The sequence below is a fragment of the Geminocystis sp. GBBB08 genome (genome assembly GCF_016743215.1).
Taxonomy (GTDB): Bacteria; Cyanobacteriota; Cyanobacteriia; order Cyanobacteriales; family Cyanobacteriaceae; genus Geminocystis.
In genome coordinates, this window is record NZ_VRZC01000102.1 from 1 (window position 1) to 13,980 (window position 13,980).

Genomic DNA, 13,980 nt, shown 5'->3' on the forward strand with positions numbered 1-13,980 from the left:
GTTGCGGACTTCTTGACAAAAAGCAATAATATCATTATTATTTCTATACTCAGCCATATTTTTATTATAATGCTCTAAATTTTTTAGCCAATATGAATAGTGAGTTTTTATATATTGATTATTGATGATTAAAGAAAAGTCAATAAAGTAATTTTCGGGAATATTTTTATTTTGTTTTTGGGTTAATTCTTTTGTTGAGTTAGAAGAATATTTAGGTTTATTTAAGGATAAAGTATAATTAGATTGTTTTGGTTCTTGTTTTAGTTTGTCTAATTCTTTTTTTAATTCTTCTAATTGATTATTAAAATTACCTGTTTGATATTCAAATTCATTCGATAAATTTGTTAGAGTCTCATTCAATTTTTTCTCAAAACTTTTACGACACAGTTCCAAATTTATTTGTAATTGTTTAATTTTATTTTCTACATTTTCCATTATCATCAGATTTTTTTAATAATCAAATATTTAATTATTAATTAACATTCAATAGTTGATAATATTGATTACGATATTTTTGATAAATTTGATCGTCCTTACCCTTAACCATACCAATAAATTCTATTTTACCCTTTAACACATCCTGAAAACGAGGGGTTTCTTTCCCCGAAAATCTAGCCTTATGATGATACTTTTCTTCAAACTCCTTCTGTGCAGATTCTAAACCAAATTTAGCCCAAGCATGAAGCATCGCCCTTACTTGACGCACATAACGTCTATCCACATTGGGAAATTGATTAGTGGTTAAACCCGTTACCTCTTGATGATTACCCATAGTTTGTAAGCGAGTTTTCTTTTTATTCACACTAAACCCATTCTCTCTAATGATACTCAAGAGGAGATCGCCCAACACAACTTTTTTCCCTTCATCCTCATTAACAATATAAGCCAAATCCGCAGGAAAATCCTTGATGGTAGTAGAGAAAGTTATATCATCAGCGTAACGAGTATAAGTAGCCTTACAATCCTTTGCCAGACGCTGTAATTGACTATCCATCTTTCCACAAATCATATTAGTAACGATGGGAGAAGTAGGTGCACCTTGAGGTAATTGATTATTATGACAACAAATTTGAGCTAACACCGTAGCCACGTCAGGGGGTAAATGATAAGGAATCCCCATAAACATACCCCTAACTCGCCCAAAATTAACAGAGGGGAAAAAATCTTCTAAGTCTAAATTTAAAATATAACGTTTTTTTACATGGGCTTTGGCATTAGTAACAATGTTCTTATCTTGCACAAAACCATGCACTGAAGGCTTAACCTGATAAACTGCCTGTAAAACCTGATTAAGTTTTTGTTGAATAATTTTTAAGGCAGTAATCGGGGTTGATATTTGTCTTTCACCCCCTGATTTTTTCGGAATAGTAAAAGTTTTATAACGTCTCTGGGAGTCAACTAAATAAAGATGATAAACTAATCTTTTATGAGGAATATTTAAGAGTTTAGCAACATCTAAAGGAGTTTTTAATTCATAGAATTTTTGTCTTAATTCTTCGGGAGAATCTTGGAGTAATAACGGATTTTGGTTTTGCAGATGAGGAAAAATAAGTTGCCATTGAGGTAGATTTGCCGTCATTATTACTCTTAAATTAACAATAAAAACTTGTGACAAAAAAGAAAACTAAAATAAAAATCACTTGCAGGTTGTATTCTACCTTACTCATATATAATGAACTATCACTTAACTATTTTATAATTTAGTAAAGTGATTGATCGTAAAGCTAACCTTGAAATACACCATCGCAGGATCTACAATGGAAATCAATATCTTACCCTACAAGTGATTTATTTAGTTTTAACCTTTTTTCAGGTCATACTATTAGTTTATCTTACCCTAAAAAGAAAACCAATGATTTGATGCTAATGAGGAAATTGGAAATCATCCCAGAGTTTGTCATTTTATAGACAATATAGAGAGAACCATTCAATCAAACAAAATTGATAAAACTTTCTGTTAATTCCCAAGCATCCTGAACTTCCATTAATTCACTAGGTTTTTAGGGGATCTATCAAGTGATCAGGAATGCGGTTTAATTCAATATAGTTGTTAATTTCTTCTGTAAATTCACTCTCTATAAGCAAGGGAGGAAAATACTTAACAAGCGTGTTAAATGAGGCATTCCTTGAGGGATTTCTTCGGGTGCAATTCCCGCCATGTTTCAACGATCACCAAAGGTGGCGCTGCGCGATCGCCCTAACAGGGTACGAGTACCTTCAATAATTGGTTCACCGTTAAGAATTGATGAATCAGAAACAATATAGCGATGTTGTGTTGCCCGTACCATTTTTGTTAAAAGGTTAATTTAATTTTTAGGTTAACATTTTTATAGAAATCAAAAGGACAAAAAAATAGATTAAAACATATAATTAATTTGATGGAAACTACACTAATTTATGGTTTATTTATAATTACATTCGTTATTTGTTTGTTTTGGCTAGTTTATAAACTTGAATGGTTACAATCTTCAATATCAAAATTGAACACAATAGATGATAAAGGTATAGTTTTACCTTCTGTCATGTTACTCTTTTTACCTTTCATCGTTACTTATTTTGTATCTGAATGTATAAAAAATAATGAGTATAATCACAATATCTTCGATTTTTTAAGCAAATTATTACCACTATTCACCTTTTTATTAGGAAGATACTTTTATATAAAAGATTTAAAAGAACAGAAGAAGGAGATAAAAAACAATTTGTTCTGTGAAATACTTAACAATAAACAAAAAATTAGCTTATTGCTAGGAATATGTCATTTTGATCCAAGTTACAACATTCAAGGTACAAAATGGTGGTGTGAAAAATTAAATCAGGGTTATTGGGAACAAAATATATATGAGAAATATAAAGATATAATTTATACAGTAATTGATGAAAAAGCTATTTCTATAAAAAATATATATGATGAAATAAATAGTATAAAAAATGGAGATTGGAATGATTATGATAATAGCTTTATTGAAGAAAATCAAGTTAAAAGAGTTTATAGAGATATAGATAGTATTTTGGAAAACTTAAGTTATAAAAACTTTAAAAAATTTAATAAATAACTGTGATTGACATCCATTACTCATTATCTCGAATCGTATTAAGTATTTCTTGCATAGTGAAATAAATATAATAAAGAATAGGAGTTCCACCAACATCAATAGTTCCAAAGTGACGGCATAAATTACCCGAATTAGGAATGATTAATTCAGGGACTTTAATAGGAGTATAATTAATATCAAAAGTTACTGTCCATTTTATTGGAATTATTAATTTATTATTTTCATCTCTATCTCCCAAATCAAAAAAAAATTTATCATAGAAATAACTTATATTAATATTTTTGTAGTCATTAAAATCTAAGTCTGTAATTAGTTTTGAATAATCTAAATAAGATGAAATTAAGTTAGGGATTTTGACTTGAATAGTTCTAAAACAATTTTCTACAGTCCTTAAAATATAATAATTACCTTTTTGTTTTTGTTCATTATCTTGAAAGGAAATAAAAGGTACGTATTTACTTGTAAAGTTATTATTAAGTACACTAATAATATTTATATTTTCTAAATCATCTAAGTTTTGATATTGTTCAATAAAATCGTCAAATCCTTTAGGTAAATAAAAACTATAAATATTTTTCTCAAGTTTAATACCTACAAAATCAGAACTAATTTTCAAGTTTAATTTAGAGAAATCCCACATAAAGTAATCAAATAAATAATTAATAATAATCGGGAAGATATTTAGTTATTAAATTAAAAACAAATTCATGATGATATTGTATAAAATCGCCAAATGTAACCAGTTTATTTGAGTCTAAATCAAGCAGTTTCCTCAATGGAGTTTTATCACGATTAAAGACACTATCCCAAACGAAAAACATGAGCTTATTTTTGATTTGATCTTCTGTAACAATAGTTGTATTTATGAAACGATAACCAATTTGCATATCTTCTATTTTGCCACCTCTTACAGAATTGTAATTATCCTTAATGAATAAATTAAAAGCCTCAACTAAACAGATCCATACAATATTTCCACTTTTTTCATCCAAGTAATCTTGCAATATCATATCAATTTTTTCCCAAATATCATGATTTCCATTTTCTCCATATCCTTGTAAAAAAACATCTCGAATATCATTATTATGATCGTTCTCCCAATCTACATATTCCCATTCCCATCGTCTTTTAAAGGCATTATCCATAAAATAAATAGAATTATCCGAAGTATTCATTGTCCCAAAAATAGATAAATTTGGAGGAATACGAATTGAACTTCCAACACAAGTGCTTTCCTGAACTTGAATTCTTATTTTAGAGAAAATATCAGGATATTCATCAAGAAATTGTCCTCTTTTCACTTTTCCGTACGTATAACGATCTTCAGATTTCTCCTCTAGTTTAAAACCTATTAATTCTACTAATTTTCTAAATTCTAAATTTGAAATATCTATTCCATAACTTGACCAACCATCTATACGCCGATCTAAAAGTTGAAATACTGTACCAAAAATTGCAGAAGAATTACCTCTATTAATTTCATCTATTACTAGAGCAACATTTTGTATCAGCTCGTCATCTTTTTGACTTATTATATTTTTGTATGCTTGTGCTAGTGCTTTTAAAAAATGACCTTCATAAAATTGATAATAAACACTCCCATCGGATTTTGTTTGAGGCATTAATTTCCCCATAAAATCACCATAGGTATATTCTGGATGAAAAACTGTTTTAATTAAATTTTCGGGATGGATATTTTTATCAATACCTAAGACTGTTTTTACAATACCACCATCATCATCATTAGAAATTCGATAACTTTTTCCTGTACCAGGGCAACCAAAAAGAATTTTTTGAATGGAAGTATTTGGCATATCAAGTTTTAACTATAACAAATGAATAGACTAAAGAACATAGGTCATAAAACTAGAATACTATAATTTGATTGTGGAGGAGAAGAAAGAAGCAACCAAAAAAAGCAATTTGCTCAGAAAAAATAGTTAAACTATCACAAAATTGTATTATTTATAGAATCATATAACCATTGCCATAACAGCTTCTACAGTCTTGATATTTCAATGGTCTTGAGTCTTTTTGATTTTGTATTGGATAGTAACATTCAACAGTCAATTCTTCTCTAAAAGGATTATTGCGTACAACTAGATAGAGATCGTTATTTGTCTTAAGTTTTAGAAAAGAATCTTGCTGTATTTTTGAATAGTCAATCATTAAATAATACCTCACAAAGCGAATTGTACATATAACATTATTCTTGGAGTTCTGTTAATCATCACGAAATTGATCCCATGCCTCATCATTAAAACTATCAGGATCTCCCCAATCTACGTCATCAAAAGGATCTGAATTACTACCGTAGCCATAATCATTGTAATCATCATTTTTGTAATAATAATCTGGTTTCGGCTCTTCGGCAAACAACGACAATTCATTGTTTTCCATATTAGCTTGAGTATCCATATTATTGTCATCAAGATTAGTATTTTCTTGATCAGATTCTATTAAGGAAACTTCTAAACCATTCTCCCTAAATTCCTTAACGATTTCATCGAGAGAATCTTCTAATAAATCTAACAATTTTTCGGGAGAAATTTTATTTTTATCAAGTTGTAAGGCTTCAATTAAATATTCTCCTATTTTGATATTTTTGCGACTATTCCAAGCCCCAACATATAATAATATATTACTGCTTTTTTGATAATAATTATATAGATGTTGTTGGTAGTCTATCTCAGCTAAATAGTAGTAAAGTTGGTCAGGATTTTGAATATTTAATTTAGATAATGCGTCGCAAATTTCTTCATCGTAATGATTAACTAATGCCATGTCTGTAGAGTTAGTTAAATAAACCGCTATATAATAAGCACGTTTTTTGATTAATTTAGGTAAAGTTTGGCATTCATTTTCATCATTACAACACACTTTAATTGTTAATAATTTTTCCTTAATTTGATTGTTAATACTTTCCAGAATTTGTGCTGATTTATCTCTTACTGCTGTATATTGTCCAATTAATGAAGTTAAAGAATATTCTGATAACTGCCAAGGTTGAATAAGTTGCTGAAAAATGATTTTATCCTCTGAGTTAGGATTGGTCATAATTAATTGTTTTTACTGTTAGTTTTCAACGGTTATATTTATCATATCCCGACATTTACGAGATTATCTATCATTCAATGCGAATGAGGAAAATGTGATTTAGGTGAGTTATGTAACAGTATAAAAATTTTAACTAGAAACATATTCCACAACAATTTGCCATTGATGTAACTCATATTCTACACAATTATTCTTCACAAGAGGATCATTTCTAACAATCAACTCAGCTTCATCCCTAGAATTAGCTTTGAAAATCATCATTCCTCCACCTAATTCTGCCCAATATCCTGTTTTTGCTTCATGACCATCGATAATTAATTGTTTAACATAGGCGATATGATCCTCAACATATGGATCAAAATCATCTTTAGAAACAATACCTTTTTCAATTTTAACAAACCAAGCCATAGAGAATAATGAATAGTTAATAATTATTCCTCATTCCTCATTCCTCATTCCTCATTTTTAATATGCGTCTTGGAGTTCGTAGAAATCAGGAGAAATATAGTCTTTTCGTAAAGGCCAACCTACCCAATCTTCAGGCATTAACAGACGTTTAAGGTTAGGATGTCCTTCATAGATGATACCATACATTTCGTAACTTTCCCGCTCTTGCCAATCAACGGCTTTCCAAATCCAGTATAAAGAAGGTACTCTAGGATCTTCTCGATTAAGATATACTTTTATTCTCACTTCTTGAGGATCAGTAACATTATCAGCTACTTTAATAAGATGATAAAAACTTACTAACTCTTTTCCGGCCCCTAAATCATAAGCACCTTGACATTGAAGATAGTTAAATCCGTAAGCAGATAAAGCAATAGCAATGGGAATTAAATATTCAGGTTCAACTTTAATTAATTCTACCCCTGAATGATCCTTTTCCAGAGATTGATGATCAAAACCATTTTCGGTTAACCATTGAGAAGTAACTCCAGCTTGAACAATAGAAGTAGTTTCAATATTTTCAGGAGTGTTATTTGTTTCCGTCATAATTATACCTCCTGTTTTGCCGTAGTGGTTTCTAAGGCAGGAGACACGGGTAATCCCATAGCGGCAGCTAATTCTGCGGGGGGATTATTTCTATTTTCGCTACGCATATATTTACCTGTTAAGATCGGCTCAACTACTTTTAAGTTATGGGTTGTTGAATAATACCTATGGGTTTGACTTTGAATTTTACCCCGTTCTTGTATCGACTCATTAGCGACTTTTTTTCTTAACTTAATAATAGCATCGAAAATCGCTTCAGGACGAGGAGGACAACCCGGAATATAAACATCTACAGGAATTAATTTATCAACACCACGCACAGCGGTAGTAGAATCACTGCTAAACATTCCTCCAGTAATGGTACAAGCACCCATAGCAATTACATATTTAGGTTCGGGCATTTGTTCATATAAACGAATTAAAGCTGGTGCCATCTTCATGGTAATAGTTCCAGCAGTGATGAGTAAATCAGCTTGACGGGGACTATTACGGGGGACTAACCCAAATCGATCAAAATCAAACCTAGAGCCAATTAAAGCAGCAAATTCGATGAAACAACAAGCTGTACCATAAAGTAAAGGCCATAAACTAGAAAGCCTCGCCCAATTATGTAAATCATCAACGGTGGTGAGAATAATATTTTCCGATAAATCTTGCGTTACCTGACTTCTGGCGATGGGATTCAGGATTTTTTCCTTAGCGTTTTTTTCTAAAGTTGTTAAATCGGGAGTGGAAATATTCATAAATCTATTTTACGAAGATAGCGTTGTTTCTATTTTATTGACAAATAAGCAAAATAAAAAGGTTAAAGTCAAAAGGAAGGATTTATTCATTACTAATTAAGACCATTCTAAAGCACCTTTACGCCAAGCATAAACTAAAGCGAGGACGAGAATAGAAATAAAAATCAAGGCTTCGATGAAAGCGAATAAACCTAAAGTATTAAAAGCGATTGCCCAAGGATAAAGGAATACTGTTTCTACATCAAAAATGACGAAGACAAGTGCAAACATATAATAACGGATATTAAATTGAATCCATGCACCGCCAAAAGGTTCCATTCCTGATTCATAAGTAGTATGTCTTTCGGGCCCACCAGTTTTCGGACGTAATAATTTAGAAGCAGTTAAAGCTAAAATAGGTACGGAACTGCTAATAATCAAAAAACCTAAAAAATATTCATAACCAGTTAAAACAAACATTGTTTAATGTGATACTCCTTTGATACATTAGTTTAGATAAATATAACCCTACACAATACTGATTAGGTTTAAGCTCTTTTGATTTTATCGGCTTTGGGTTATTTATATTGGCGTAATCATGATAGCACACTCAACTCCAAAAATAACAACTTTTTTCATTGAGTTAATCGGGTTGCTATACTATTACTAAATCATGGCATTAAGTTTTATTAAAAATAGTTAAGATTTATGAAAGAAACCATCAGAGAAATTTTGCAACCCGTTGCGGATATATTTTCAGGATTTAATACACCTGAACCAATTGTTCATTGGGGGCATCCCTTTTTCATGAGTATTGTTATTTTTGCTATGGGTAGTTTTGTCGGTATCACTGGTTGGCGTAGTCGCATTTCTGAAGATAAAGAAGTTAAACAAAGCAATAAATTAGATCATCGCAAATTAGCTCCATTTTTATTCTTATTTATTACTTTAGGATATAGTGGCGGTGTGTTATCGTTAATTATGCAAGGTCAACCAATATTTGAAAGTTATCATTTTTGGACGGGTTCAACAGTTATCGGTTTATTAGGTTTAAATGGCTTAATTTCGGTGACAGGATTCGGAGGAGAGAAAGAAGGTTTACGCACTATGCACGCCTATATTGGTAGTATTGCTTTATTTATTATGGTTGTTCATGCCATTCTTGGCTTAAAATTAGGTTTATCAATATAAAAACCATGATTAGTAATTAGCCATTAGGAATTGAATTAATTTTTTAGAGGTATTTTTGATCAAAACTAACATTAATAATTTATAATTTTATGTAAATTTAGATTGTAATAATAAAGAGCAACGGGTTTATTCAAGGCTAAAAAATAATCAGGATCTTTTGGTGATAAATAAATAGCAGTAACTTGTTTTCCTTGAATATAATTTTCATTGACTAGATGATATTTAGTAGTAGTTTCCACTAGATTCAAGTAAATACTATTAGGACGACGAAAAAATTGTCTAGTTATTTCACTACTAATAAAATCTTGTTCTGAAACTGTTTCTTGTTGTCTCCCTATTACTGTAGAAACTAACTGATTGTCTCCTCTAAATTTAGTTATTTGTTCTGTTGAATTGTGCTTATTAATCAAAACATTTTCTACATTTTCATCTCCTAAATATGCTTTGGCGATCGAGAATCCATTAAAATATCGATCAGGAATAATAACCTCCTTTTGATTAATAATAGTCGGAATAAAATTATTATTTTTGGGAGTGATAATAGTAGGAATAAATTGGACTTGAAAATCAATATCTTTATCAATATATTCTGTATTAATATCAAAACCAGGAGTTTTAAATTTAGGTGATAATGGTGCAATTTGTTCTTTTAAAGTGCTAGTGACATTCCACCTACCTTCAAACCATGAGGGAAAAATTAATTCTTTGGTGGGAGTTGGTAAAGAAAGCTGATGATTCCAATGGGGGTATTGTGTTATTCTTTGATCTAAAGTTTCACTATTCACAGGAAAAACATTTAATAAAAAAGTAGCAAATACGGTTATAATGAAAAGGATGTTTTTAAACATAAAATAATTATTAATTTAAAAAAAATTTGTAAAATGTTTATCATTAAATCTTAAATTTTAAAGACGATGACTATGAGAATAAATTAAAGATGGCATTACTACTAAAACTCTCTCTGAAATTAATTAAGATCGAATAAACAACCTTCAATAAATTTAACTAAACACTTGAGCTGATAAATTAGATAAATTAACTATTATTTTAAAATCAACTATTATTATATGGCACTAACACTAAATAATTTAATTTTAATGGCAGAAGATGAACTAACACAATATAGCACTGACGCTAGAAAAATTGAAAAATTACGACAAAAAATTGGAATTGCTTTAACCTTAAAAGAACAAGAAAAATTAAAGGAAGAATTATTAGCAAAAATGCCTCAAGGATTTTGGGCAAAAAAACTAGAAAAAGAGCGTCAAACTTTTGCTTTACCTTTTTGGGGTATAGCAGGTTTAGGTTTATTATTAGGTATTTCTTCTCAACAATATTTAGATTTTTTAGCCCCAGCTATTGCTTTACCAATTGCGATAAAAATTCAACAAACAGGATGGAAACTTCAAGCTCAAAGATTACTATTACAGACTTTTGAAGAAATCGAAAAAAAAGTTCAAAATTTAGAATAGATTTTCGGGACAAAATTTTAAAATAACCTCGTGGTAAGGGATTTATCTCGCAATTTTTATAATTATGGTTTGCTATTGGCAATCAGAAAGCTATAAAATAAAGGGTTTTAACATAATACATTAGGCAAAAAACCCGCAGTTTTAGTAAATTTTAATCAAAAAATAGGTAAGTATTATAGTAAAATGAAAAATAACCTTGAGGGCAAATAACGAGAAAAACTGGAGAAATTAGCAATAATGGGTAGAGTCGTTGGTATAGATTTAGGCACAACTAACTCAGTGGTAGCAGTTATGGAAGGGGGAAAACCTCTTGTTATTCCCAACTCCGAAGGCAGTCGCACCACTCCCTCTGTGGTAGGTTTTAATAAAGATGGTGAATTGGTTATCGGGCAAATGGCACGGCGACAAGGGGTTTTAAATCCTCAAAATACTTATTATGGTATTAAGCGTTTCATGGGGCGACAATATTCAGAGTTGAATGAAGAATCAAAGCGTGTGCCTTATACTATTCGTAGGGATGAAGTTGATAATATTAAAATTCGTTGCCCTCGTCTGAAAAAAGAATTTGCTTCTGAAGAAATTTCCGCAATGATTTTACGCAAATTAGCCGAAGAAGCTGAGAGATATTTAGGGGAAGAAGTTACGGGAGCTGTAATTACTGTACCAGCATACTTCAATGATGCTCAACGTCAAGCCACACAAAATGCTGGGAAAATAGCAGGTTTAGAAGGGTTAAGAGTTGTAAATGAGCCTACGGCAGCCTCTTTAGCCTATGGTTTAGAAAAAAAACGCAGTGAGAAAATTTTGGTTTTTGATTTGGGAGGAGGCACTTTTGATGTTTCTATCCTCGAAGTTGGTGACGGTGTTTTAGAAGTTAAAGCCACTAGCGGTGATACTCAATTAGGAGGCAATGATTTTGATAAGCGCATTGTCGATTATCTCGCTGAAGCATTTTTGGAAACAGAAGGAGTAGATTTAAGACGAGATAGACAATCATTACAAAGGTTAACGGAAGCAGCCGAAAAAGCCAAAATTGAGTTATCCGGTGTTAGTAATACTGAAATTAATTTACCTTTTATTACAGCCACTGAAGATGGGCCTAAACATATTGAAACAAGTATCAGTCGTGCTAAATTTGAAGAGTTATCAGGAGATTTAGTCTCTCGGTTACGCCGCCCCATTCAACGGGCTTTGAAAGATGCAGGTTTAAGCCCCGTGCAGATAGATGAGGTTGTATTAGTTGGTGGTTCAACTCGGATTCCGATGGTACAAGAGTTGGTTCGTAGTTTTATCGATATTGAGCCTAATCAAAATGTTAACCCTGATGAGGTTGTAGCCGTAGGAGCGGCAATTCAAGCTGGAATTTTATCTGGGGAGGTTAAAGATATTTTACTTCTTGATGTGACCCCTTTATCTATCGGTGTCGAAACTATTGGCGGTGTTACAAAAAAACTTTTACCGAGAAATACTACAATACCTGTAAGACGATCAGATGTTTTTTCTACTTCCGAAAATAATCAAACTTCTGTTGAAATTCATGTAGTTCAAGGAGAACGAGAAATGGCAGAAGATAATAAGTCTCTAGGGCGTTTTAAGTTAACAGGTATTCCTCCAGCTCCTAGGGGTGTACCACAAATTCAAGTATCTTTTGATATTGATGCTAACGGTATTTTGCAAGTTATTGCTAGGGATAAAACTACGGGGAGAGAACAACGAATTATTGTACAAGGTGCTTCTACTTTATCACAATCGGAAATTGATCGCATGATGACTGAAGCCCAAGAATTTGCTAGGGAAGATAGGGAAAGACGAGATAGAGTTGAAAAACGTAATGCAGCAAAGGCTTTGACTGATCAAGCACAACGTCGTTTAAGGGAAGTTACCCTCGATTTTGGTAGTCAATTTACTAATCCTTATCGCCGAGATGTGGAAAATCTTTGTAGTGAAATTCTCGACAGTTTACAAAAAAATGATGATCGCCGTTTAGACAGAAGTCAAGCTGATTTGCAAGATGTTCTTTATGAACTTAATCGAGAAGTCAGACTACAATATAATGATCAAGAAGAAGGATTCTTTGAGTCGATTAAACGTACTTTTGTAGGCGATGAAGACGATTATAACCCTAGAGATAGGGGTGCTGTTTATCGCAATCCCGATACCACTTTATACGGTGCTAGGGTTTCTCCTAGTCGAGACAGTCGAGACATTAGGGATTATGATAATAACAATAATTATGGTTATGGTAGCAGTGGTTTATCTACATCTAGAAATCCTAGAGGTTCGCAACCAACTTCGTCTCGTTCTCAATCTTCTAGCCGTTATGAAGATTATTCTCCTGAAGGCGATCGCAATTCTCCTCGTGACAAGAAGCGTTACAGTGTGGGCAAGAAACGGGATATTCCTTATGAAAATGGTTGGGAAGACGATGATGACTGGTTTTAATAGTTAATAGTAGGTAGGGGTTTAATATTGTTCAACTTCTACAAAGTAATAGTGAATAGTAGTTAATAGGGAAGTTATTTACAATACTTTATCACAGGACTTTTTAAACCAGTAAATCACTGTAGAAATTATGGGCAATGCTACTAATACTTTTTTTGACAATATTTTTGTTGAAATAATTTAAGACTTCAAATAGTTGAGGGAGAATTTTTCCCTTAAGCTAAAGTTATTTTACTGGTTCGTGATATTCTAATTAAGGCTCATTGACAAGCGTCTTCAGGAAATCATTATCAATGGAACAAATAGCAGAAAAAGCACAAGATTTAGAAAATACGCCGACAACCTTCTCTGTCACAGAAATTCAAGAATTATTACCCCATCGTTATCCTTTTGCTTTAGTCGATCGCATAATTGATTACACTGAAGCGAAAAAAATTACTGGTATCAAAAACGTTACCATTAACGAACCTTTTTTTCAAGGACATATTCCGGGTAAACCAATCATGCCCGGAGTTTTACAATTAGAAGCAATGGCACAAGTCGGAGGAGTTATTTTAACTTTATTACCGGGTATGAAAGGTAAATTTTTTGCCTATGCAGGAATAGATAAAGCTCGTTTTCGTCGCCCTGTTATCCCCGGTGATCAGTTAATTATGACAGTAGAGTTACTTTCTTTTAAGCGTAATCGTATTGCTAAAATGCAAGGGCAAGGTTTCGTTGACGGGCAATTAACTGTAGAAGCCGAAATGTTATTTTCTCTTTTTGATTAATTTTTATGGTCTTAATGAGATAAATTGTATATTTAAAATAAGTGAGTGACTAAAATTAATCGATGCCCTTTATTTTTCTCAAAGCTATGATAACAATGGGTAAGAATAGGTAACAAGGGGAGTTTAAACCCCTAACCTTTACATTGCCTCTATAGAACCCATTTGGTATCTTAGGAAACTGCTAGTCTTTTCAACATTAGTCGGATAAAACATAATTTCATCTTTTGTGTGGAATTAAATAATGTTCTTTCAAAATTTTTGACCAAATTCTTACATC

Annotated in this window: 16 protein-coding genes; 5 read left to right on the forward strand and 11 right to left on the reverse strand. The window is 31.7% G+C overall.

Annotated elements, in window-relative coordinates; genetic code table 11:
- From FWJ34_RS12880 to FWJ34_RS12890, 3 genes are all read right to left on the reverse strand, one after another.
- Positions 1-435: hypothetical protein (locus FWJ34_RS12880; protein WP_308255727.1), on the reverse strand; the 435-nt coding region annotated here is incomplete at its 3' end.
- A 37-nt stretch (positions 436-472) separates the two neighbouring features.
- A complete protein-coding gene (locus FWJ34_RS12885) occupies positions 473-1,579 on the reverse strand; it encodes a reverse transcriptase domain-containing protein (protein ID WP_308255728.1) in 1,107 nt (368 codons plus the stop codon).
- A 583-nt stretch (positions 1,580-2,162) separates the two neighbouring features.
- Positions 2,163-2,288: a hypothetical protein gene (locus FWJ34_RS12890; protein WP_308255729.1), complete on the reverse strand. Its 126-nt coding sequence runs from the start codon at positions 2,286-2,288 to the stop codon at positions 2,163-2,165.
- Positions 2,289-2,378: 90 nt separating this feature from the next.
- On the opposite strand from FWJ34_RS12890, the gene FWJ34_RS12895 reads away from it, so the two are divergent.
- On the forward strand, positions 2,379-3,056 hold the full coding sequence (locus FWJ34_RS12895; RefSeq protein WP_308255730.1) for a hypothetical protein: 678 nt from the start codon (positions 2,379-2,381) through the stop codon (positions 3,054-3,056).
- A 16-nt stretch (positions 3,057-3,072) separates the two neighbouring features.
- Here the strand turns inward: FWJ34_RS12895 and FWJ34_RS12900 are convergent, their stop codons facing one another.
- The 7 genes from FWJ34_RS12900 to ndhC all read right to left on the reverse strand — a co-directional run bounded on the left by FWJ34_RS12900 (position 3,073) and on the right by ndhC (position 8,308).
- Positions 3,073-3,672: a hypothetical protein gene (locus FWJ34_RS12900; RefSeq protein ID WP_308255731.1), complete on the reverse strand. Its 600-nt coding sequence runs from the start codon at positions 3,670-3,672 to the stop codon at positions 3,073-3,075.
- A gap of 43 nt (positions 3,673-3,715) precedes the next feature.
- A complete protein-coding gene (locus tag FWJ34_RS12905; RefSeq protein WP_308255732.1) occupies positions 3,716-4,870 on the reverse strand; it encodes a restriction endonuclease in 1,155 nt (384 codons plus the stop codon).
- Between the two features lie 409 nt (positions 4,871-5,279).
- A complete protein-coding gene (locus FWJ34_RS12910; RefSeq protein WP_308255733.1) occupies positions 5,280-6,113 on the reverse strand; it encodes a hypothetical protein in 834 nt (277 codons plus the stop codon).
- Between the two features lie 129 nt (positions 6,114-6,242).
- On the reverse strand, positions 6,243-6,521 hold the full coding sequence (locus tag FWJ34_RS12915; RefSeq protein ID WP_308255734.1) for a YciI family protein: 279 nt from the start codon (positions 6,519-6,521) through the stop codon (positions 6,243-6,245).
- A 57-nt stretch (positions 6,522-6,578) separates the two neighbouring features.
- Entirely contained in the window at positions 6,579-7,106 is a 528-nt protein-coding gene (locus tag FWJ34_RS12920) for an NAD(P)H-quinone oxidoreductase subunit J (protein WP_308255735.1), read from the reverse strand.
- A gap of 2 nt (positions 7,107-7,108) precedes the next feature.
- The gene (gene ndhK / locus FWJ34_RS12925) at positions 7,109-7,849 is read right to left on the reverse strand and encodes a photosynthetic/respiratory NAD(P)H-quinone oxidoreductase subunit K (protein ID WP_308255736.1); all 741 of its coding nucleotides are present in this window, start codon (positions 7,847-7,849) and stop codon (positions 7,109-7,111) included.
- Between the two features lie 96 nt (positions 7,850-7,945).
- A complete protein-coding gene (gene ndhC / locus FWJ34_RS12930; RefSeq protein ID WP_308255737.1) occupies positions 7,946-8,308 on the reverse strand; it encodes a photosynthetic/respiratory NAD(P)H-quinone oxidoreductase subunit C in 363 nt (120 codons plus the stop codon).
- Between the two features lie 228 nt (positions 8,309-8,536).
- On the opposite strand from ndhC, the gene FWJ34_RS12935 reads away from it, so the two are divergent.
- Positions 8,537-9,019 (forward strand): DUF4079 domain-containing protein, encoded by a 483-nt coding sequence (locus FWJ34_RS12935; protein WP_308255738.1) that lies wholly within the window; start codon positions 8,537-8,539, stop codon positions 9,017-9,019.
- Positions 9,020-9,090: 71 nt separating this feature from the next.
- Here the strand turns inward: FWJ34_RS12935 and FWJ34_RS12940 are convergent, their stop codons facing one another.
- Positions 9,091-9,867, reverse strand: coding sequence for a DUF6816 family protein (locus FWJ34_RS12940; protein WP_308255739.1), 777 nt, complete (start codon positions 9,865-9,867; stop codon positions 9,091-9,093).
- 219 nt (positions 9,868-10,086) lie between these two features.
- On the opposite strand from FWJ34_RS12940, the gene FWJ34_RS12945 reads away from it, so the two are divergent.
- From FWJ34_RS12945 to fabZ, 3 genes are all read left to right on the forward strand, one after another.
- On the forward strand, positions 10,087-10,491 hold the full coding sequence (locus FWJ34_RS12945) for a hypothetical protein (protein WP_308255740.1): 405 nt from the start codon (positions 10,087-10,089) through the stop codon (positions 10,489-10,491).
- A 237-nt stretch (positions 10,492-10,728) separates the two neighbouring features.
- Positions 10,729-12,933: a molecular chaperone DnaK gene (gene dnaK, locus FWJ34_RS12950; protein ID WP_308255741.1), complete on the forward strand. Its 2,205-nt coding sequence runs from the start codon at positions 10,729-10,731 to the stop codon at positions 12,931-12,933.
- A gap of 293 nt (positions 12,934-13,226) precedes the next feature.
- On the forward strand, positions 13,227-13,703 hold the full coding sequence (gene fabZ / locus FWJ34_RS12955; protein WP_308255742.1) for a 3-hydroxyacyl-ACP dehydratase FabZ: 477 nt from the start codon (positions 13,227-13,229) through the stop codon (positions 13,701-13,703).
- Positions 13,704-13,980: the final 277 nt, after the last annotated feature.

Coding starts and splice junctions, on each gene's coding strand:
- FWJ34_RS12885 (WP_308255728.1), bottom strand. CDS start 1,579: ATGACGGCAAATCTACCTCAATGGCAACTTATTTTTCCTCATCTGCAA.
- FWJ34_RS12890 (WP_308255729.1), bottom strand. CDS start 2,288: ATGGTACGGGCAACACAACATCGCTATATTGTTTCTGATTCATCAATT.
- FWJ34_RS12895 (WP_308255730.1), top strand. CDS start 2,379: ATGGAAACTACACTAATTTATGGTTTATTTATAATTACATTCGTTATT.
- FWJ34_RS12905 (WP_308255732.1), bottom strand. CDS start 4,870: ATGCCAAATACTTCCATTCAAAAAATTCTTTTTGGTTGCCCTGGTACA.
- FWJ34_RS12910 (WP_308255733.1), bottom strand. CDS start 6,113: ATGACCAATCCTAACTCAGAGGATAAAATCATTTTTCAGCAACTTATT.
- FWJ34_RS12915 (WP_308255734.1), bottom strand. CDS start 6,521: ATGGCTTGGTTTGTTAAAATTGAAAAAGGTATTGTTTCTAAAGATGAT.
- FWJ34_RS12920 (WP_308255735.1), bottom strand. CDS start 7,106: ATGACGGAAACAAATAACACTCCTGAAAATATTGAAACTACTTCTATT.
- ndhK (WP_308255736.1), bottom strand. CDS start 7,849: ATGAATATTTCCACTCCCGATTTAACAACTTTAGAAAAAAACGCTAAG.
- ndhC (WP_308255737.1), bottom strand. CDS start 8,308: ATGTTTGTTTTAACTGGTTATGAATATTTTTTAGGTTTTTTGATTATT.
- FWJ34_RS12935 (WP_308255738.1), top strand. CDS start 8,537: ATGAAAGAAACCATCAGAGAAATTTTGCAACCCGTTGCGGATATATTT.
- FWJ34_RS12940 (WP_308255739.1), bottom strand. CDS start 9,867: ATGTTTAAAAACATCCTTTTCATTATAACCGTATTTGCTACTTTTTTA.
- FWJ34_RS12945 (WP_308255740.1), top strand. CDS start 10,087: ATGGCACTAACACTAAATAATTTAATTTTAATGGCAGAAGATGAACTA.
- dnaK (WP_308255741.1), top strand. CDS start 10,729: ATGGGTAGAGTCGTTGGTATAGATTTAGGCACAACTAACTCAGTGGTA.
- fabZ (WP_308255742.1), top strand. CDS start 13,227: ATGGAACAAATAGCAGAAAAAGCACAAGATTTAGAAAATACGCCGACA.